At 43.0% G+C, this 21,560-nt stretch carries 15 protein-coding genes; 4 read left to right on the top strand and 11 right to left on the bottom strand.

All coding sequences use genetic code 11. The features are described 5' to 3' along the window. Positions 1–7 precede the first annotated feature (7 nt). Positions 8–1,126, top strand: a complete 1,119-nt coding sequence (locus tag MJ612_RS05075; protein ID WP_187030043.1) for a TlpA disulfide reductase family protein — start codon at positions 8–10, stop codon at positions 1,124–1,126. Between the two features lie 98 nt (positions 1,127–1,224). Here MJ612_RS05075 and MJ612_RS05070 read toward each other — a convergent pair whose 3' ends face one another. From MJ612_RS05070 to MJ612_RS05060, 3 genes are all read right to left on the bottom strand, one after another. Then, complete coding sequence (locus tag MJ612_RS05070; protein ID WP_187030041.1) at positions 1,225–1,845, bottom strand: hypothetical protein; 621 nt, start codon at positions 1,843–1,845, stop codon at positions 1,225–1,227. Between the two features lie 2 nt (positions 1,846–1,847). Then, a complete protein-coding gene (locus tag MJ612_RS05065; protein WP_187030039.1) occupies positions 1,848–2,384 on the bottom strand; it encodes an acyl-CoA thioesterase in 537 nt (178 codons plus the stop codon). Positions 2,385–2,477: 93 nt separating this feature from the next. Continuing rightward, positions 2,478–3,137 carry a protein-L-isoaspartate(D-aspartate) O-methyltransferase gene (locus tag MJ612_RS05060; RefSeq protein WP_187030037.1) on the bottom strand — a complete coding sequence of 220 codons (660 nt, stop codon included), beginning with the start codon at positions 3,135–3,137 and terminating at the stop codon, positions 2,478–2,480. Positions 3,138–3,307: 170 nt separating this feature from the next. On the opposite strand from MJ612_RS05060, the gene MJ612_RS05055 reads away from it, so the two are divergent. After that, on the top strand, positions 3,308–3,895 hold the full coding sequence (locus tag MJ612_RS05055; protein WP_187030035.1) for a riboflavin synthase: 588 nt from the start codon (positions 3,308–3,310) through the stop codon (positions 3,893–3,895). 8 nt (positions 3,896–3,903) lie between these two features. Here MJ612_RS05055 and MJ612_RS05050 read toward each other — a convergent pair whose 3' ends face one another. Both MJ612_RS05050 and hemF read right to left on the bottom strand, forming a co-directional pair. Next, a complete protein-coding gene (locus tag MJ612_RS05050; RefSeq protein ID WP_187030033.1) occupies positions 3,904–4,482 on the bottom strand; it encodes a phosphatase PAP2 family protein in 579 nt (192 codons plus the stop codon). A gap of 3 nt (positions 4,483–4,485) precedes the next feature. Beyond that, positions 4,486–5,385: an oxygen-dependent coproporphyrinogen oxidase gene (hemF, locus tag MJ612_RS05045; RefSeq protein ID WP_187030031.1), complete on the bottom strand. Its 900-nt coding sequence runs from the start codon at positions 5,383–5,385 to the stop codon at positions 4,486–4,488. Positions 5,386–5,592: 207 nt separating this feature from the next. Between hemF and MJ612_RS05040 the strand changes: the two genes are divergently transcribed. Further along, entirely contained in the window at positions 5,593–7,671 is a 2,079-nt protein-coding gene (locus tag MJ612_RS05040) for an alpha-ketoacid dehydrogenase subunit alpha/beta (RefSeq protein ID WP_187030029.1), read from the top strand. A 76-nt stretch (positions 7,672–7,747) separates the two neighbouring features. On the opposite strand, the gene MJ612_RS05035 is transcribed toward MJ612_RS05040, so the two are convergent. Together MJ612_RS05035 and tamL are read right to left on the bottom strand one after the other, a co-directional pair. Continuing rightward, a complete protein-coding gene (locus tag MJ612_RS05035) occupies positions 7,748–14,140 on the bottom strand; it encodes a T9SS type A sorting domain-containing protein (RefSeq protein WP_187030027.1) in 6,393 nt (2,130 codons plus the stop codon). Between the two features lie 343 nt (positions 14,141–14,483). Continuing rightward, the gene (tamL, locus tag MJ612_RS05030; protein ID WP_250419059.1) at positions 14,484–16,850 is read right to left on the bottom strand and encodes a translocation and assembly module lipoprotein TamL; all 2,367 of its coding nucleotides are present in this window, start codon (positions 16,848–16,850) and stop codon (positions 14,484–14,486) included. Between the two features lie 55 nt (positions 16,851–16,905). Here tamL and MJ612_RS05025 point away from each other — a divergent pair, with 55 nt between their 5' ends. Further along, positions 16,906–17,652, top strand: a complete 747-nt coding sequence (locus tag MJ612_RS05025) for a TrmH family RNA methyltransferase (RefSeq protein WP_187030023.1) — start codon at positions 16,906–16,908, stop codon at positions 17,650–17,652. Between the two features lie 71 nt (positions 17,653–17,723). Here the strand turns inward: MJ612_RS05025 and MJ612_RS05020 are convergent, their stop codons facing one another. The 4 genes from MJ612_RS05020 to MJ612_RS05005 form a co-directional block, all read right to left on the bottom strand. Beyond that, entirely contained in the window at positions 17,724–18,848 is a 1,125-nt protein-coding gene (locus MJ612_RS05020; protein WP_187030021.1) for an outer membrane beta-barrel protein, read from the bottom strand. Positions 18,849–18,860: 12 nt separating this feature from the next. Continuing rightward, entirely contained in the window at positions 18,861–19,721 is an 861-nt protein-coding gene (locus tag MJ612_RS05015) for a hypothetical protein (RefSeq protein WP_187030019.1), read from the bottom strand. Positions 19,722–19,736: 15 nt separating this feature from the next. After that, on the bottom strand, positions 19,737–20,270 hold the full coding sequence (locus MJ612_RS05010; RefSeq protein ID WP_187030017.1) for an RNA polymerase sigma factor: 534 nt from the start codon (positions 20,268–20,270) through the stop codon (positions 19,737–19,739). A 547-nt stretch (positions 20,271–20,817) separates the two neighbouring features. Beyond that, positions 20,818–21,537, bottom strand: coding sequence for an arylesterase (locus MJ612_RS05005; RefSeq protein ID WP_250419058.1), 720 nt, complete (start codon positions 21,535–21,537; stop codon positions 20,818–20,820). Between the last annotated feature and the right edge of the window lie 23 nt (positions 21,538–21,560).

Raw genomic sequence — 21,560 nt, 5'->3', positions numbered from 1 at the left:
CTCAGAAATGAAGAACTATAAGAATTTTCTGGTACTGGCTTCGGCTGTTGCTTTATTAGCTGGCTGCCAGGGCAATAAATCTGCTACTAACGGCGACAATAGCTATAAAATTCAAGGAAAACTAAGTAATGCCACCGCAGGTGATATCTACTTATTTGAATTGGATAAGCAGCAGTTTGTACCTCGTGATACTGCTAAGATCAGCGAAAACGGGACCTTTAATTTCGAAGGCGAAGTAACAGAGCCATCATTTTACAGGGTTACGATTGATCAGCGTGATGGTGTAATTCTGGTACTGGACAAAGCTGCTAATGTAAAGCTTGAAGCAGATGCGAAAAACCTGAACAGCTCTTCTAAAATTGAAGGTTCTTCTGATTCGCAGTTGTTTCAGGAGCTGAACAAACTGGTAAATGAAAAGCAGGCCAAGGAGATGGAACTGCAGCAGCGTTTCGTGCAGGCTAACTCCGAAGGTAAAACCGCTGAAGTTGAAAAGATCAGAGCTGAGTTTATGACTTTACAGAAGAACCTGAAGAGTTTCCTGGCGAAGCATCCAGCTTCTGTTGTTTCAACATTTGGTACGTTAACGCTTATCGATCCGATGAATGACTTTGCTTTTGCAGACAGTATGTCGGCTTTGTATACCAAAAATTTGCCTGACTCAAAGTATACCAAAGAACTGGATGAGCGCCTGAAAGGAATGCGTAGCACAGCAGTTGGTCAGATGGCTCCGGATATTACGTTGCCAACTCCGGATGGCGGTTCTGCTTCTCTTTCATCGTTGCGTGGTAAGTATGTGTTGATCGATTTCTGGGCAAGCTGGTGCGGTCCGTGCCGCAAAGAGAACCCGAATGTGGTGCGTATGTACAACGAATACAAAGACAAGGGCTTCGAAATATTTGGCGTATCGCTGGACCAGAACCGTGATAAGTGGTTGAAAGCAATTGCTGATGACAAACTTACCTGGCCTCATGTATCGGACCTGAAAGGATGGGAGAGTGCAGCTGCCGGTTTATACAATATCACAGCTATACCGCAAACATTATTACTGGATAAAGAAGGTCGTATCATAGCTAAAAACCTTCGCGGTAAAGAGCTGGAAGATAAACTGGCTGAAGTGTTGAAGTAAAATAGTAAGTATAAAATAAGAAAAAGCCTTTCGTAGCAGGAAAGGCTTTTTTGTTGTCTAAACTATAAACTAGTCGGTATTTAACTGATCAAGTATAATTATGCTCTAAATACTTTCTGCAGAGCGCCCCAGAGTAGCTTCTTCTTTTCTACATCGTTCTCCAGGTCGGCTAGAGCATGTGAGAAAACGATTGGCACAGACCCAAGCATTACCGGATTGTAAAGAGTAAACTTATCGTGAGGCAGGTTGGACTCTACACGACTGGCAAAACTCAATATGTAGTTAACTTGTAATGCATGCTGCAATTCTTCAAACACAGCAATAGAACCTGACACATTATTTACATAGACTACATCTGCAGGCTGCAAACCAATGGCTTGAAGGATCTTATTTAGGAACTCCAGTTGGGGAAGCTTTCTGAATTCAGTATCCGGTATAGTTACCAAAACTGCAACACCTTTCTGATTCTCACCAATCACATTAAACATAACGGACTTAGCAGGCGCTTCAATTTTTGGAAATTTAGGTACAGCCGGGATAGTATTTTTAGTTGTTTCTGCTGGTATAAGAGGTTTTACAACTTGTGCCAGCTCAGGTTCTATACTTTCAGGAGTTGAAATTACAGGCACAGGAACATCTCCGTCCACTAAAAATACAGTTTCCGGTAAAAAGCTCTTGAAGAACTCATTGCTTAATTCCTCTGCCTGTAACCCTGCCATACTTATTCGCCTTGTGCGGTTTCTTTGATATCGAAAATTGACTTAAGCTCGTTCGCTTCGCTCGGTTTCATGCGGCCAGCCAACACCAGACGTAACTGACGGCGGCGCAGCGCACCATCGTATAGTTTGATTTCCTCTTCTGTTTCAGGAATTGCTTCTGGCACGTCAATCGCCTTACCAGACTGGTCTACGGCCACAAACGTAAAGAAAGCCTGATTTGAAAGTACTTTAGTACCGGTAGGAATATCTTCAGCATACACTACAATATGTACTTCCATAGAGGAAGCAAACGCGCGGGTAACTTTTGCCTCCAGCGTAACTACATTGCCCAGTTTTATACTTTCCTTAAAAGAAACGTTGTCTACAGACGCGGTAACCACAATGCGGTTTGAGTGTTTCTGAGCCGCAATAGCCGATACAATGTCCATCCAATGCATCATTTTACCACCCATCAGGTTGTGCAGGGTATTGGTATCGTTTGGCAATACCAGTTCAGTCATGATCACATAGGATTCGCTTACTTTCTTCTGTTTACGCATAATGGTTCGTTAATCTTTATGCAAAGATAGGGCAAGCGCATCCAAACAAAAAACGCTGTGTAAGATTTAACAGAAGTATAAACCAGAATTGTATCAGGCACCGGCATTCCATCCTTCACGACCAAGCAACGGCACAAATTTAAAATCAGCAAATTCTTCCTGCTCAAAGCCTGTTTCAGATGTTCGGGTGATACGCAGCATTTTCTGGCTGCTCTCGTTGCCTACAGGTATTACCAGAATACCACCCACATTCAGTTGTTTTAACAAGCTTCGCGGCACAACAGGTGCACCGGCCGTAACTATAATCTTGTCGTAAGGTGCATGCATTGGTAATCCTTCGGAGCCATCGCCATGGAAGGTATAAGGTTTGAGCCCGTATTTCGTGAAAAAGCGGCGGGCCTTTTCGTATAGCGGTTTGTTAAATTCTATAGTATACACATTTGGCGTGATCTGCAGCAGCACACAACACTGATAACCAGAGCCTGTACCTATTTCCAGTACTTTATCTGTAGGCTTTAGTCGAAGCAATTCTGTCTGAAAAGCAACCGTGTAAGGCTGTGAAATAGTCTGACCTTCGCCTATTGGGAAAGCCTTGTCCTGGTACGCCTGTTCTACAAAAGCTTTGTCAAAGAAGAAGTGGCGGGGAACAGTTTCGATAGCGGCCAGTACGCGTTCGTCGCGGATTCCTTTCTGGCGAAGTTGCTGCACCAGACCACGGCGCATTCCTTTGTGTTTATACAGATCAGTTTCCATGTTCAGTTTATACTTTGGCTATACTTATGTTTACTGCCAGCAAGCTGCAGAGGTTCGTTACCGCGAAAATAAATAACTATGCTTTATTTTAAAGTATAAATCAGAGTTATTACCAGATAACTTCCCTGAGCTAACGGAATCGCGTATCTTTGTAGTGTAAAAACAGAACTATGTTTACCGGAATAATTGAGACTTTAGGCAAGGTAGAAGCTATTAGAGAAGAAGCTACCAACAAGCATTTTATACTTTCATCGGCGTTTACACATGAGCTGCAGATTGACCAGAGCGTAGCTCATAACGGCGTGTGCCTTACGGTGGTAGCTATCGAAGGTGATAGGTATACTGTAACTGCCATTGACGAAACACTGAAGAAAACGAACCTGAACAGCCTGAAAGCAGGAGACGTGGTAAACCTGGAGCGTTGCATGCAGGCCAATGGTCGTTTCGACGGGCACGTTGTACAGGGCCACGTAGACCAGACTGGTATCTGTGAAAGTGTAACAGACGAAAACGGCAGCTGGACTTTTACCTTCTCTTATAATTCCAATACCGGAAATGTAACTGTAGAAAAAGGCTCTATCTGTGTAAATGGCATCAGCTTAACCGTAGTAGACTCTCAAGAAAACAGATTCTCAGTAGCTATTATCCCTTATACTTACGAGCACACCAACCTGCACAGCGTAAAGCCAGGAGACTCAGTAAACCTGGAGTTTGATATTATTGGGAAGTATGTGGCTAGATTATTAGGAAAGAAATAGAAGCTGATTTACCGTACGGCGAACCAGCTATACTTCTTGATAATTATAGCATAACCTAGGGAGCAGACATACGCGGCAAAACTTCCAACTATAGCGCCACCTACCACATCGCCTGGGAAATGTACGCCCAGGTAAATGCGGCTGTAAGATACTATAACAGCCCAAGCTACAAGTATAACTTTGAATATAGTGTAACGGTCGGAGAGGATCAGGTTAAAGAAAACAGCAAAACCAAACGCATTGGCCGCATGCGACGACATAAACCCGAACTTACCACCACAACCGGCCACCAGGTTAATTACATCCGATAACGTTTCGTCATGGCAGGGGCGGAGCCTAGCGAAGTATGGCTTAAAAATGCCGGAAGTGATGCTATCGGCTAAGGCTATAGTTAGTACAGCCAGCAGCAGCATAGGTATGCTTTGCCGCTTATATTTCCAGATCACATACCCGATCAATCCCAGGTAAAAAGGTATCCAGACGTACTTATCCGAAGCAAAAACCATGATCGGGTCCCAGAAAGGCGACTGCATATCGTTCAGGTAGACAAACAGTTCCTTGTCCAGCTCAATTAATTTTTCGAGCATCGCTTATAGTACGTTTATCCAGTCGATATCTTTTTTCAGGTAGTTCAGGGTCAGCTCCTCAGGGCTTCCCGGTTCGGGCTTATGGTTATATACCCACGACGCCAGCTCCGGTAAACTCATCAGTATAGATTCAATTCTGCCACCGGTCATTAACCCGAATTTAGTACCGCGGTCATACACCAGGTTAAACTCCACGTAGCGGCCACGGCGAATCAGTTGCCACTTTTTCTGCTCCTCATTATAAGCCAGGTCGCGGTTTTGGTTCATGATAGAAGTATAGAATGGCGCAAAGGCATAAGCCACATCCTTCACAAAATCAAATCGCTGCTGCAAGGTAAATTCATCATTGGCCATTAACCTGTCGAAGAAAATGCCGCCGACACCACGGGTTTCCTGGCGGTGCTCGTTAAAGAAATAATCATCGGCCCACTTTTTAAACTCCGGGTAATAGCTTGGGTGGTGCTTGTCGCAGACAGCTTTCATGACCTTATGGAATTCCTGCGCCTGCTTCAGGTCTAAATAAATAGGAGTAAGGTCGATGCCGCCTCCAAACCAGGCTTTGCCGTTACCAGCCTCAAAATAACGAACGTTCATGTGTGTGATGGGCACCATCGGGTTATGCGGGTGCATTACCACTGACACGCCTGTCGCAAAGAAGTTTGGATCAGGCATTTCCAGCATTTTTAGGAACTGCGGCGAAAGCTGCCCGCCAACTGCTGAGAAATTTACACCGCCTTTTTCAAGCACAGCGCCATGTTCTATAATGCGGGTTATGCCGCCACCATGTTCGGCATGCTGCCATTCATCTACCTGGAAAGTGGTTCCGCCATCGCAATTTTCTAGGTCGCGTACCAAATCCAGCTGAAACTGGCGCATAAAAGCTTCTACTTCGTCTCTGAACATTTTCTATAGACTTAAGATATAAGACTCAGGACATAAGACTTCTATTAAAATCGCATACATAATAAGTCCCTGCGTCTTATGTATAAAATTCTGTGTCCCTAAATAAGTTGGGCAAAATTAGTTAAATAAGCCGGTTTTACAGAATGATTATAGATTTTAGAAAGCGGGCAGTTTTTATTAATTTCGGGCAAGACTAAAGTATAAACTATGTCAAAAGATACATTGGAAGACTTTAAAGTGGACGTTTCCGTTCTGAAAAAAGCTTACCGACTAATGATAACTGCCAAAACCCTGGCAGACACCTACGAAGAGAACAAAGCCATCTGCAGCAAGTATGTGCACAGCACCTCGCGTGGCCACGAAGCCATACAGCTGGCAGCAGCTTTCCAGTTAAAGCCTTACGATTATGCTTCGCTTTATTACCGTGACGATTCTGTGCTCTTAGGTATAGGCATGCAGCCATACGAGCTGATGCTGCAACTGATGGCAAAAGCAGACGACCCATTCTCAGGGGGGCGTACTTACTATGGTCACCCGTCTTTGAAGCGTGAAGGCTTCCCTGTTATACCACACCAAAGCTCGGCCACAGGTATGCAAGCAATTCCGGCTACAGGTATGGCACACGGTATTGCTTACCTGGAAGGGCAGGGGCTACTGAATAATGAAGAGAGACCTGTAGTGCTTTGCTCTTTAGGTGATGGCTCTGTAACCGAAGGCGAAGTGGCCGAAGCGTTCCAGATGGCAGTGCTGAAAGGTTTGCCTATCGTTTACTTAGTACAGGATAATGACTGGGGAATATCGGCTACGGGAAAGGAAATGCGCGCCATGGATGCTTACGAGTATGCTGCCGGCTTTAAAGGTATGGAGCGTCTGCGCGTAAATGGTTCAGACTTTGCCGAGTCGTTTGAAGGAATGCGTATTGCCTTTGAATATGCCCGGGAAGTACGCAAACCTATACTGGTGCATGCCAAAGTTCCGTTGTTGGGCCACCATACTTCTGGTGTGCGCCGTGAGTGGTACCGTGGCGATAACCTGCAGCAGCATGCCGTAAACGACCCGATCCCGAGATTAAAGCAGACACTTCTGAGCCTTGATGTAACGGAGGATGAAATCTTTACTTTAGAGAAGGAAGCCCAGCGCATAGTTGCAGATGATTATAAGCGTGCTTTAGAAGCTCCTGTTCCTGATCCAGCAACTTTTGATCTGCATGAGTTTGCACCTACCCCTGTAACCGAAGAAAAAGGCGAGCGCACACCAGCAGGCGCAGAGAAAGCGATTATGGTTGATGCAGCGCTTCACGCCGTTGATGATATCTTAAAAACTTATCCGGAGGCTTTATTCTATGGCCAGGATGTTGGCGGTGAGTTGGGCGGTGTATTCCGCGAAGCGGCTTTGCTGGCTAAAAAGTATGGCGATGCCCGCGTGTTTAATACACCAATTCAGGAGGCTTATATTGTAGGATCAACGGCTGGTATGTCGGCGGTTGGTGCCAAGGCTATAGTTGAGATACAGTTCGCCGATTATATCTGGCCGGGTATGAACCAGCTGGTGGAAGAACTTTCGAAGAGCTGTTACCTGTCGATGGGTAAATTCCCTATACAGTCTGTTATCCGTGTGCCGATTGGTGCCTATGGTGGTGGTGGCCCGTACCACTCGGGGAGCGTGGAATCTACACTGCTAACTATACGTGGTATAAAAGTGGTGTACCCAAGCAACGCTGCTGATATGAAGGGTCTGATGAAAGCTGCCTTCCTGGACCCGAACCCGGTGATCATGCTGGAGCACAAAGGTTTATACTGGTCTAAGGTTGCTGGTACCGAAGATGCCAAAACCGTAGAACCGGATGAGAGCTATATCCTACCGTTAGGCAAAGCCAATGTGGTGCAGTATGCTGATGAAGCCGAAGTAAAAATGGGTAACTCTATGACGGTTATCACTTATGGTATGGGCGTGTATTGGGCTAAAACAGCTGCCAAGCAATTTCCCGGAAGTATAGAAATCCTCGACCTGCGTACGCTTAACCCACTTGATTTTGATGCGGTGCTTGTATCTGTTCGCCGTCATGGCAAAGCGCTTGTGCTAACCGAAGAACCACTGATGAACTCGTTTGCGGAGTCGCTGGCCGGTCGTATTTCTAAAGAGTGTTTTCAGCAACTAGATGCGCCGGTTTATACTTTGGGTGCTGCCAACCTGCCTGCCATACCGCTTAATGTGGAGCTGGAGAAAATGATGCTCCCGAACCCTGATAAAGTTGCGGCTGCTATAGATGAACTGTTGAATTATTAATTAAGCATGCAATAGTTTTCGTTTATAAATTAAAAAGCCTCTGTAAATGCAGAGGCTTTTTAATTGTGCAGAGTTACTAACGCTTTATCAGTCTTAGAGATAGTACAACATCCTGCCCTTGTACCTTAATTATATACTTTCCGGCAGCGAGATTATTTAAATCTATTTCCTGAATGTGTCCCCCCTGTAACTTCAGCTCCTTAACAACTCTCCCTTCCATACTAATAACAGAGATGTTAAAAGTTTCAGTTGAAAGTTTTGTCATATCAAGTTTTACAGTTTCTGTAGCCGGATTAGGATACAGCCTGATGATATTTTGTAGCTGTGCCTTAGCTGGTTGTATAACGATAGGTTTGCTGTACGTAGTCCTGCCATTTGCATCAACCTGCTTCAGGCGGTAGTAAGTAGCTGTTGTAGGAAGCGAACTATCCAAGAAACTATAGTTGATTTTCTGGTTACTATTACCAAAGCCTTTCACATAACCTACCGTTGCAAATGCCTTTTTATCTGTACCTCGCTCAATTTCAAAATGATCATTATTCTGTTCAGATGCTGTAGACCAGTTTAACTTTACGCCTTCCTGTTGCAGTTTACCTGTAAAGCTTACTAATGAAACAGGAAGAGGCATAAAGACTTCCGCATCTCTGTAGTTCATCTTGTTATTCATGTTCAGCTGGTAAACAACGGCTTTCCCTGAGGTAGCTGGATCAAACAGCGCTATAATACCATTTGCATTAGTGTCGTAATAATAGGTATGACCTGCCTCCTGGAAATTAAGTATTCCGTTAAAATTATCGTCTTCGAGCCAATCGTACTTACTATTATAATTAATATCTACAGCCGGATAAGAACCATTCGAAAAATTCGCAGCACGTAACATCAGATCATCAGCAGAAGAACCACTGATGTTATCATCAAACGACTCTTCCATATCTGATTTTAAGTCGTTGTCACTATCAATATCCAGGTAATCTGGATTTGCATCCCCATCTGTATTTATGACTGCGCTTGTTATACCCGATACTTCGCAACCACAGGTTGAGTCATAGGCATTATCAAGGCCATCCCGGTCAGTATCAACAGCATATTTTGTTCTGTATCCTATAGTTAGTTGCGCTTCCATCAGGTCAGGCAATCCATCGTTATCAGAGTCCAGGTCAAATGCATCTGCAATACTATCACCGTCAGAGTCTGGGTAGATATATCTGGAATCTCCGCTATTGCTGCTTGTCTGTGCAAGTACAGGCATTCCGTTAGCACTTACGCTTCCTGTAAGTATACTGGTAGCTGCATTATAGCCCCAGGCAGTTGGTGCACTACCACCATTTGCTTCAACAGCATTTGCAATACCGTCACCATCAAAGTCGATGTCTAACGAATTGATGATGCCGTCTATGTCACTATCAAACCAATCGTTGATGCCATCGCTGTTGGCATCTGCAAAGGCTCTGTTACCTGAATATATAAATGTAGCATCCGCATAATTGTAAACTCCATCATTGTTAGCATCAGCGTAGGGATCAATTTCACCAGAAGAAGACATGTCTGTAATTCCGTCGTTGTTATCGTCAATGTCATCAAAGTCATTTACTCCGTCACCGTCCCGGTCTGCTGTTATAACTAGCTGCAAATTGCTATAAGTTGACTTGTTACCGAATTCATCCCATAGGTCAACTGCTATAGTATAAGTGCCAGCTCGTAGGGCTAATGGTTCCGTAACGAGTAACCTTCCATTATTTGCTAATGTAATTCCAGCCGGAAGGGTAGAATTTTCTGCTAAACGCGCTGAACTTATACTTCCATCCGGATCAGTCGGGAATGCCATTACATCATTTTTAAGCAGATCATAGAAGTTTACAGCAGGAGCTATAGTATAAATCGCTGCCCTATCAGTCACAAAGATGTTTGCAGTTGTCCGGTTATTACCTGACTGAGAGTTCTGGCCATTTGGATCGTACTCGGTTGAGGCTATTTTATAGCTATAGTTGGTGATCGATCCTGTTTTATTCGGAACCACGGTTAGCACGAGATCTGCTGTTGCATTGCTGGCCAGGGCAGGTACGATCCAGATACCTGTAGTTACATCGTATGAACCTGCAGATGTTGCAGCTTGAATAAAATTGAAGCCGGTTGGCAGTGTTTCCTGTACACGGATATTAGTTGCCGCATCCGGACCCAGGTTTGTTGCTTTTATGGTAAAAGTAGTTTGCACCCCCACATGCCGGGTAGTTGCCGGAACCTCTGCCAGTATTTGTATATCTGCTGCCTTTTCAGTGGATATGGAAGTAGAAGCCTGGTTATTTGAAGTTACATTATCATACTCATTTACTGTTTTTATTTTTGTTTCCAGTGTTAATGTAGTAGAAGTTGTTGGAACAGCTGTTATCGTAAGTGTTTGAGACTGGCCTTTTAACACATCAGATTCAAGGGTCCAAATGCCGGTTTCTGCATGGTAGGTTCCCATTGTAGTGGTAGCTCTTACTAATGCCAATCCTTCAGGTAACTTGTTTACCAAGGTAACACCGGTGGCAGCATCTGTCCCCAGGTTTTCAAGTATTACGGTGAACGTAGTGCTCTGTCCATTATAGTAAGGTCCTGGTGTAACAGTTTGCGTTACTTTCAGGTCAGCTGCAGGCAATACATTCAGCAGTGCAACAGCCTTATTGTTTTCAGTTATTTGATCAAATTGATCCTGTGCTGTTATCCAGCCACCCAGGTTAAGACGTCCAGTTGTTTTTGGTATACCTCTAACTTCCAGTGTTCTGGTTTCTCCCGGCTCAAGTGTACCAATATTCCATATACCTGTAGCCGGATTAAAACCTTTTCCTTGCTCTACATAAGTAAAATTAAGCAGCCCTGTTCTGGTATCTGAACCTATCAGATTCGTAACGCGGTCTGGTCCGTTATTGGTGACAGTAAGGATAAATGTTGCCGTGGTCAAGCCATTATAATACTTACCATCAGGCTCACTGCTTGTAACCGTCATGCTTACACCCACTTCGGCCGCCTTATCTACCACTATCGTCTCTGTTTCGGAATCTGCACCAATGTTAGCACTCTGTGACTGAGCTAAATATCTTAAAGACCCTGTTAAGGAATGTGTTACAGTTGCAGTATTACCTGTTGTCAGATTTGGTTTAGGAACTGCAACTATAGTAAGTTCAGTGGATGAACCTGATGCCAGATTACCTAAATTCCATATACCTGTAACCGCATCATAAGTACCGAACTGAACAGCTGAACTTTCATACTTCATAGAAGCGGGCAGTAAAGCATCTATCTGAATATTTGTACCTTGGTCTGGACCGAAGTTTTCAGCTTTAACTGTAAATGTTACAGGCTTACCGGTATAGTATGGCCCCGCATCAGCAGACACAGTTACAGCTATATCTGCTGTAATAGTACCGGAACCGGATGTGATGGAGTTAGTAGCCCTATTGTTACCGCTAACATTATCGTATTCAGTATGGGTTTGTGTGGCGGTAGTAGTAATGATGGCACTTTCAATGATTTTTGCATTGATAGTTAATCTCTCAGATGCACCACTAGGCAAGGTACCAACAGACCAGTTACCACTCACTTGATCGTAAGTAGCACCGTTTGTAGCTGTGTATCCTGTAAAAGCTAATGTGCCTGATAATTTATCATTTACTACTACATTGGTGGCAGTACTAGGGCCGTTGTTAGTTACTACTATGGTATATGTTACATTGTCACCGGTTGTATAAGTTGTTTTAACTGGCGACAGGGTATTGGTTACAGCTACATCAGCAGTTGAAGCTACATTTATAGTTGATGTAGCACTGTTGTTGCTATTAATACCGTCATATTCTGCGTGGGTTTGTGTTGCAGTTAACGCTATGGAACCAGTCGCAGAAGGTCGGGCATATAAGAGTAAAGTCTGCGATGTACCGCTTACAACAGTCCCTACTGACCATGTACCTGTGGCCAGATTTAAACTTCCGGCAGTAAGGCTATAATCAGTAATTGTTAAACCTGTAGGAATCTGGTTACTTATAGTAACATCCGTAGCATGGTTAGGGCCATTGTTTGTTACTTTTATAGTATAAATAACATCCTGATTTTGATTAGGTGAAGTATTGTTTACAGTATTGGTTACCGCAACATCGGCTGTAGGTAATACGGTGACAGTGTTAGATGCCGTATTATTAGATGCCTGATCATCAAGTTCAAATCCTGCTCTACTGTTTAAAGTAGCAGTGGTGGTTATAGTACCTAGCTTGTTTATAGTTGCTTTCAGAGTTAGAGTTGCTGTCGCTCCATTTGACAAAGCCCCCAATGTCCAGATTCCATCTGTTGCATTATAAGTTCCGGTTGCTGTTGTTGCATTTACTAATGTCAATCCTGACGGTAGCAAGTCTGTAATGGCGACGCCGGTGGCATTATTAGGTCCCAGATTTTTTGCTGTTATAGTATAAGTAACTTCATCTCCATTATTAAAAGTTGTACCAGAAGCCATATTCTTTACTTCAATATCCGCAGATGGAACCACAGTTATAGTTGCCGTAGCCGAGTTATTAGTTGTATTTCTGTCAGCCTGGTCCAGAGAATTTATACTTGCTACCTGGCTGATTGAACCGGTAATTTTTGGTTTTGCTGTAATTGTTAAAGTACGGGTTGCTCCAGAACCCATATCAGTAACATTCCAGATACCTGTCGTGCTGTTATAAGAACCGTGAGAAGCTGTAGCGCTGATCAATTCCAGTTTGGTATTATCTAGTAAATCAGAAAGCGTAACACCAGAAGCCAGCTCAGGACCATTATTTACTATGGTTACAGTATAGGTCAAAGGTTTTCCTACGGTATAACTTCCCGCGGAAACAGTATTGGTAACAACCAGATCTACCGAACAATCAAAAGTGTACACATGGCTTTGCTCTAACTCGTTAGTGTAACCATAGGTCCAGGTGTTGGTGGTATATAAGTCACCGGCCGTAGTGTTTGATGTTGTATTGCCCCATTTATGTACACCACCGCTCAGGTTATCGTAAGACCCTGCAGCCGCTAAACCAAACAGCTGTGTTTGTGGGGCCGGAAATCGCGCAGTAGCAAGTTTGGAATCGTCCCAGTATAATTTGCTGACATAGTTTTGTCCGCTGGTTCCTGCAGGTAATGGTCTGACTTCTCCCACCCTGAAACCATCTAAGTTCGTTTCAGCATCCCACATAGGGAAGTTGATAGGACCGCTCCCGTTTTTAAAGTAATACTTCAAAGTAGTACCATTAGGTACAACCTGCCCAAGTCCGTTCAAGCCGTCCCAGGTAATCACTTTATTTCCTGCTGCCCCTGTTTTTTCCAGCAACACATCTGCTGTTCCCGGGTCATAAGTACCATTGTTGTTTAAGTCGATCAATACTATAAAAGTACTGCTTTCCGAACTGGTACCTGTAAATGTAACGCCACCCCGGCCTGTTATGGAGTTGCTGCAAAAAGCGGTTACATTAACGCTGAAAGTGGGTGCTGTGGCTGTTGGCCATATGGCCGGGTCCGGGTTATTTACAAAGTTATAGTACTCCGGATAATCTGAATTTATGGTTTGGCTTTTACGTCTTTCCTCGAAGGTGGTACCATTGGTGGTACCCATACTATTAGTTACAAACCGGAAAAAGTTTTGAGGAGCTATACCTGCCAGTTCCAATACCTTTACATAGTATTTTCCTGGCTGCGTTTCGCTAGGTATAAGCGGGTACATGTTGAAGTTCCTGGAAAAAACATTGGATGTGCCTCCTGCGGAAAATGCCCAAAGTTTGGAGAACAAACGGCCTGTTTTCTCATTCTTGTTTGTATCAAGTACCGTAAAATCCCAAAAATCATAAACAGAGAAACGCTGCTCCTGAGTCATACGGTCTTCACCTACCTGGTTAAACTCAAAAAAGTAATCTCTGGTCTGGGTAGAGGTATTTGTGATAGATAAACTCTGATAACCTGCTGTACCGGCCAAAGCCACTGGACCGGCTGCTGCCTGCGCCGCATTAACGATTACGCCTGCTTGTGTGGTAATAAGTTCAGAGTCTCTGGTTGATTTTGTATTTCTTAAAAGGGTAGTAGTTGCTGCCAGGCCTTCTGTTCCATCTGCATTACGGAAACGTGCTGTAATAATAAGGTCACCCTGATTACCTGTTCCCTGATCGTGGGATGTTCGATGAACTCCATAATGCACTGTTTCTCCGGGTAGAACACGAACATATAACCTGTGGTCAGCAGAATAGACCGCACCGTTATAGTTAAACCCGGCAGATTTCAGAAAACTAAGAGAAGTAGGAGCCACACCCGCGGCAGCAGCAAAATTTGCATCGTGCGCGAGGTAGCCTGATCTGGTATTGTTGGGATCTGTTAAAGCAGAAGGGGAGCCCGTGGTATTCGGAGTAAGATTTTTAGATCCCTCAGCTAAGATCTGTAAAGGAAAAAAAGAACAAACAAAAAAGCACAGCAGTAAAAGTCTATTCATAAACAAACCCAGTTAAATAACTTCTCAAAACCTGAACCTTAATTGAAATATTTCGTTTAAGGCAGATTTTAATTTGAACTTCAACTCAGGCTGTTTAGGTTTAGTTCCTTACAATAAAATGCTGTTTTAAAAGATTTCTATTTTAATAAAAAGTATAGTATTAATATAAATTTCAGCAGAGTCTATTCTTCAACATGCAAGCAAAAGAATAGTACGAATAAACGTTTACATGAAATTTAAACTTGAGTAATATGAGCCATATTTTTACAAGTATGGTGCTTAACAAAAAGGAGTAATAAAAGATTAACTTTCTTGTTGCGGTTAGCAGTAATGCTTTGGGAAATTAGAATGGATATCCGATACCGATGTTCAAGTTGCTTTGTGTATTCCCGTTAAAGAAGTCAGAAAAGCGAAAATCTCCTAGCACGAATTTTTTGCCATTAATGCCGGCCGGATCATACACTTTGGTTGCAAAATCAAAGCGAAGTACCAACACTGCCATGTCAAATCTTAACCCGAAACCTGTACCAACGGCCAACTCTTTATAAAATGTATCTAACTGAAAAGAAGATCCTGGTCGTGCGGTATCCTGATTTAACATCCAGATGTTACCGGCATCTACAAATAAAGCTCCGTTCAGGAAGCTGAAGATATTAAATCTATATTCTGCACTCGTCTCAAATAAAATCTCGCCGGGTTGTTCAGCTGAGTCATCGCGTTCACCTGTTTCAGGATTAATATTGGCATATGAACCAGGACCAAGTCTTCGGAACTGCCAGGCCCGCATACTGTTAGTACCCCCTGCAAAAAAGTACTTTTCGTAAGGCAACACAGACTCATTAAAAATTGGGGAAGCAATACCGCTATTGATACGATAGACAAAATATCTCTTGTTCCCGAGGGGAATATATCGCCTGTAGTCCGGATTTATTTTAGCATACTGAAACGTCTGTAAATCATTAATATCCAGATTAAGGCCAAGTTCCTTTGTTAGTCCACCTACTTCCGCTATAGTTCTGAAAAAACGGGCGTTCCGGGTTTGTGCAAAATCGTTTGTATTGTAAGTGATGTTAAACAACATGTAGCTAATAATGCCACTTCTGAAACTTTCTGCAAATGATCTGTAGCGTAACAATTCCTCCTGAAAGTCAGCTGAAAAGGTATTTGTATCAGCTTCAATTATGGCCAGGTTCAACGGTGAGAATATATATTGAAGCGTTGGCGCCTGCATGGGTGTGCGGGCTTTTTGCCAGATGTAATCTAACGATAGCTCATAACTGGAACGTTTATATTCCTGCCGGTCTACATTAGTGAAACCTGTGTAAATGCGGGTACGCGGGCTATACTTTGATAATAAGTTTCGACCACCAGGAGCAATTATAACAGGAAAAGTAAGCGACATATCACCACCAAACTCCTTGATCATGACCGTCTCTTGTTCATTGGTTAAGCTTATTTGTCCTTCAAAACCGCCACGTATTCCCAGGTCCAGATTTTCAGCTCCGCCAAACACATTTCGTACCCGCAACCTTATACTTGAAAATGGCCCTGGTGTTCTTTCCGTATAATTAAGGCCAAGTTCTGTAGTTTCCTGGAAACGTTTAGACGGTAGGGCATTAATAAAGGCATTCAGTTTGTAAGTACTATCGGCAGGGTCTATTACTTTGTTATATAGTATGTTGTTAAACTGAAATACATCGAGCTCTGCCAGCTTACGCTGTGTTGTTGCTGAATACAACATACTGTAGTGTGCTCCAGGGGCAATATCTACTTTCTTATCCAGAATTTTATAGGAGTATTTCTGGTTATAGGCTACATAATTTATGTTGTTATACTTTATCGTGTCACGGGGAATGCCAAAGCGGTCTGAGTCGGTTTTAAAGTATACTTTGTTTATAGTATAAACAGGATGATTTCCACCCGTTTCAGGATTCTGAATGATAGTTGTGACTTTTGCAGCATTTTTACGACCTAAGGTATCTACATCAAACTCAATATAGGCACGCGCAAAATCGTAGTAGCCATTGTTGCGGAGCAATTCATATAACCTTGTACGTTCTTCAGTTAGGTTATCTTCGTTATAGATATCATTTAGCTTAAGCAGCGACCTATGCGAGTTAGCTCTTACAAGTGAAAGAACTGCAGTGTCTTGAATTGCCAGAACAAACTGGTTATAACGGTAAGGCTCATTTTCATTAATGTTAAGCGTTACATGCACCAGCTTGTTTTTTTCCTTTTTATCCATCGCAATGCTATGTTTAAAATAGCCGCGCGAATTAAGGTAGATCGATACCTGATCCAGTGTTTGCAGCATCAGGGTAGAATCATAGATAGCAGGCGGTTCCCCTAATTTCATCAGGAAGTTCCCTTCTTCTTTCTTCTCCTGAAGTCGGTCTATACGATTATTGATGCGGTTACGGATCTTTCTGATTTTTATAGTATCATTACCGGCCTGCTGTACCTTTTCTCGTATTTTAGCTTCCTGCTCTTTTATGCGCGCATCTATTTTAGGAGGATTATAGAAGTTTTTCCCGATGTTGTAAACCACCAGATATGGAGTTGAGCCCAGAAATAAACGATTTGGTTCCTGCTGGTAAAGGTTCTCTATAGTAGCTTCTTCTATATACTTTAAACCCTGGGGCTTTATTTGTACTAAAAGCTTATCATCCTCGCCAAGATCTTTGGTAGGTACACAGCCTGTATAAAACAAAATTGTAATTAACAGGCCGAATATGTAAAATCGTGACTTCAAACAGACCAACGTTATGTTATCAAAAGCAGTTATAAAGTATATAAACTCGTTGCAAGTAAAAAAATACCGTAACCAACACCAAGCCTTTGTAGTGGAGGGTGCAAAAAGTGTTATCGAATTACTGCAATCCGACTTTGAACTGCAGCATTTATACTTAACCGAAAGTTTCGAAAAAGAAAACTCACGGCTATTAAGCAAAGGTATCACTTATGAAGTTGTAACGGAAGCAGATTTAGTGCGCGCCGGTACTTATGCAAGCAATAATGCTGCCTTAGCTGTGGCCCATATGCGCCAACTACCTGAATTAGTTCTGAAACCCACCGAACTGGTAATTGCGCTCGACGATATCAGGGACCCTGGCAACCTCGGAACTATAATCCGGATAGCAGACTGGTACGGTATTACTAAAATAATCTGCTCCGAAAACTGTGCCGATTTTTACAATCCCAAAGTAATTGCAGCTACGATGGGTTCTTTTACCCGTTTACAGGTACATTACCTGAAACTGGAAGAATGGCTTAAGCAACTTACAGCAACACATCAGATTTATGGAGCTTCGCTGGATGGTGAAAATATACACCAGATGAAGCTACAACCGCAGGGTATTGTTGTAATGGGGAATGAAGCAAATGGCATCCGGCCGGAAGTTGCAAGACAGATCAATCAACTAGTTAAGATTCCTGCTTATGGTCATGCCGAATCACTGAATGTGGCAACTGCTACGGCTATTATAATTGATAACTTCAGGCGCTGGGAGTAAAGAGCAAAGTATAAAAAAAGAGCCCGTATTGTCGGGCTCTTTTAAAACACACTCAATTCACAAATTATACTTTAGTTTAGCAGGCGCAGACCAAAGCTGATCACGCTTACCTGCGGGCCACGGTTTTCCTTGAACAGGTCGTTCATGTTATACTTCACAAACAGGCTCAGGTCGTTGTAGCCAACCACACCGGTTAAGCCGTACTGGAAGTCGCTGAGGTTAAAGCTGCCATGGTCTTTGTCTTTCTTAGTATGGCCTTCTTCCTCAAACTTTACTTTGCTATGGCTGCCTAATCTGTAACCAGCAAAACCACCAGCACCAATATGGAAGCCTTCTTTACCGTTTGAGCGTTTGAACTTAAGCATTGGCATTAAAGGCACGTTTACGCTTGATGTAGCAAGTTTAGATTTCTCGTAGCTGATCTCGGTAACTTTTGTGAAAACCGTGTTGTCTTCTTTGTCCTCGATAATGTAGTTCTTATCGAACATGTAGTTGTTGAAAGCAAACTCGAAGCCGGAAACCAGATAGAACGGGCTCTCTTTGCCACCGATCTGAGAGATCAGGTGTGAATTTAAGCTAACATATCGCGATCCCCATGGCTTAAGGTCCGGCACAAACAGCACATCTTCATCTTCTAAGAAAGCGTTCAGGCCAAGGTCTATGTCAAAATTGAAACGTGTTGATTTATACTCCTCAATTTCATTATACTTCGTTGTATCAGAGCTTGTAACAGACTCAATCTTTGTAGTATCGCCGTCTTCATCTATATCCACATCAATTTTGATGTTCTTACCAATGTTTATTTCGTGGCGCTCTCTGGTAACTTTGCCTTTCTCATCTGTTTCCTGGATAGTAACAGTTACCTTTTCTGTACCGCTTTCCTTATCTTCTTTGGTATCGAAAGTAACGGTCATCTGCTTGGTTTTACCGTCTTGCTGCGCCACGCTTTCCATTTTATCTACCTGCTTTACATACTTGTTCAGTTCAACCATCAGCGAGTCCAGGCTATAGTTCTGGAAAGCTTCCAGTTGCTTCATGTTCTGTAGTTGCAGGATCATTTTGGCGCCATTGGCCATTTTGACCACAATCGTGTCTTGGGTTCCGATTCTGTTTCCAACGGTCAGACCGCCTTTGGCAGACGCACCGGTAGCTGCAGCCATGAAAATGGCCATTACGAGTAGTAGTATTCGTTTCATGATTTTAAGGGGTTAGAGATTGATTACTTTTGAGATTTTCTGTTTTCCTATTTTAGTTTCTAAGGCAATTTTGTCAGCATTTAAACCGACGTCGGCAAGGTTGATCTTTTCGCCATTTGAAAGATTTTTAACCTGTTTGAAGATGTTTTTTGCCAGGCGCTGCTTTCTGTCAAAAGAGCTGGTTTCTTCCGGTTCATCTGCTGAAGCCATGGCAACAACTTCTGAACTTACTGAACGCTTAATGATGATCTCGACAGGTTCTGCACTGTTAGCAGAGGCAAAAGCTACTGGTGTTTGCATAGCAGCCTGTACCGGTTCCTGCTTAGGTTCTTCCGGTTTTGTTTTTTGCTGTGCCAGCATGGCAGGCTGCTGTGGTGCCTCCACTTTTACCCATTGCTGTTCAGCTTTTCTGCGTGGTTTTATAACCGGCTTTTTAGCAACTGCCTTTTCTTGTTCTGCAACTATAGTTGGCTCTTCTGTTACAGATGCAATGGTTGTTTCTTCGTCAGGAGTTGTAACAGCAGCTATACTTTGTTCTGTAGTAACCTCAGGAGCTAAAGTTATTTCTGCAGGTTTTATAGTTTCTGTTGTTACATCAGCAGAAGCTATTGTCTGGTCAGTTATAGTTTGCGGTTGCTGTAACTTCAGCACAACACCTACAGCCAATAACAATGCTATGGCAGCGGCTATACTATAGTACAGGAATCCAAGCCTGCGTTTTTCCTGATGTTCCTCTGGTTGTATTTGCGGGGTAGCTTGTGGTAACTCTTCCTGCATCCGTTCCTGCAGGCGGTTCCACAGGTCAGCCGGTGGAGTGGGGGCCACGCGTCCCAAACGCTCTTTAAATAATTTATCTACTTCTTCAGGTTCCATAATTTTCCTCCTTTCTTAGCTGGCTATTGCTTCCTGGCCGGTCAGTCTTTTTTGTAACATGACGCGTGCCTTGCTAAGCTGTGATTTTGATGTTCCTTCTGTTATGTTCAGCATTTCAGCGATCTCTTTATGAGAGTAGCCTTCTATGGCATATAAGTTAAACACGGCTCTGTAGCCGGCCGGTAATGTGTGCAGTAGTCCGAGTAATTCGCCTTCTGCCAGGGCATGGTCTGCTCCGCCGGTGCCGGCAATCTGCGTGTAACCGTCTTCTATGGCCAGGTGCAGCGGTTCTTTTTTCCTTAAAAAGCCCAATGCCTCGTTAACCATAATGCGGCGCACCCATCCTTCAAAACTGCCTTTTGCTTCGAACTTGTCTATGTTCTGATAAATCTTCATAAACCCGTTTAGTAGAGCTTCTTCGGCGTCCATATCGTTTTTAAGGTAGCGCATACAAACCCCAAACATTTGCGATGCATAGCGTTCATAAAGCACCTTCTGCGCTTTACTGTCTGCCTGCTGGCATCCTGCTATTAATTCTGACTCTGTCACGTTGGGTAAAAGTTTAACTTATAATCTACTCTTTAGTATTGTCGATCGTCTCAGCAATTTGCTGCGCTTCTGAACCTAAGATGTAAGGTTTAGGCTGGAGGTTGCCTGAGTGATTATAAATTTCTTTAAATTTTTAGATATAGCCTTATCGCTAACTATAAATAATTGATTATCAACTATAAAAAATTAATATATCATTTAAATAAAGTATAAAAATTAATTGCGGCAGGTACCAGTTATGCAGGAATTGCTGATAATGAAGAATAGTTGGGAAAGAAAGTGATGTTTAGGAACAGAGTACAGTAAGTAGAGTTGAATGTATTTTTCGAGCTGGGGGCTGGGATGATACAATTTACAAATTGCACTATAAGGTAGGTCTAAAATCAAATGGAGATGTCCTGAAACATCAAAGGCTCCCCATATGGAGAGCCTTTGAGTAATTTTATGAAAATATAATTTTCAACTTTTAGCCATACATAATAACGGCAGTATAAAAAGAAGGTTACGTTCAGACGAAAAATTTGTGCAAATTTTCAAAAAAGAATTTTTACAGTTCTTTTTCCTGCATTACAACCTGCTCCAGGGCCTCCCAAACATTAGCTGCTAATATTTTCTGCCCTTCAATAGTAGGATGTATACCATCTGCCTGGTTCAGTTCAGGATTACCGCCTACACCCTCCAGCAGAAAAGGAATAAGAATTACGTTCTCATCTTTCTCAAGTCGGGTATATACTTCTCCAAACTCACGGGTATATTTCTGGCCCATACTTGGCGGCAACTGCATTCCGGCCAATACAATTTCTACTTCTGGGTTTTTGGCCCTTACTTTCTCTATTATAGTTTTAAGGTTCTTGTAAGTGCTTTCCGGATCAATGCCACGAAGTCCGTCGTTTGCACCTAATTCCAGCACAAAAACATCTACAGGTTTCTTCAGCAACCAATCAATACGGCTTTTACCTCCAGCCGATGTTTCACCACTTACGCCGGCATTTACTACTTTATAGGGCAGTCCCAGCGAATCAAGCCGTTCCTGAATTAAAGCAGGAAAAGCCTGAGACGGTTCTAAACCATAACCAGCCGTTAAGCTGTTGCCGAAGAACAGGATTACTTTTGTTTCTGCTTTTTTATTTGCGGCTTTACCATTTTCAGTTGTCCCGGCTTGTGTTTCCTGGCCGGTATCTATACGCTCGGTGGTATCTGCCTGGCTGCAGCCAAGTATAGTTGCACTCAACAGTACCAACCATATCCAATTATATTTTAATCTCACGCTTTATACTATTAAGTTGGAAT

This window comes from Pontibacter deserti, from assembly GCF_023630255.1.
GTDB classification, from domain to species: Bacteria; Bacteroidota; Bacteroidia; order Cytophagales; family Hymenobacteraceae; genus Pontibacter; species Pontibacter deserti.
This window is presented reverse-complemented; position numbering and strand designations above follow the sequence as displayed.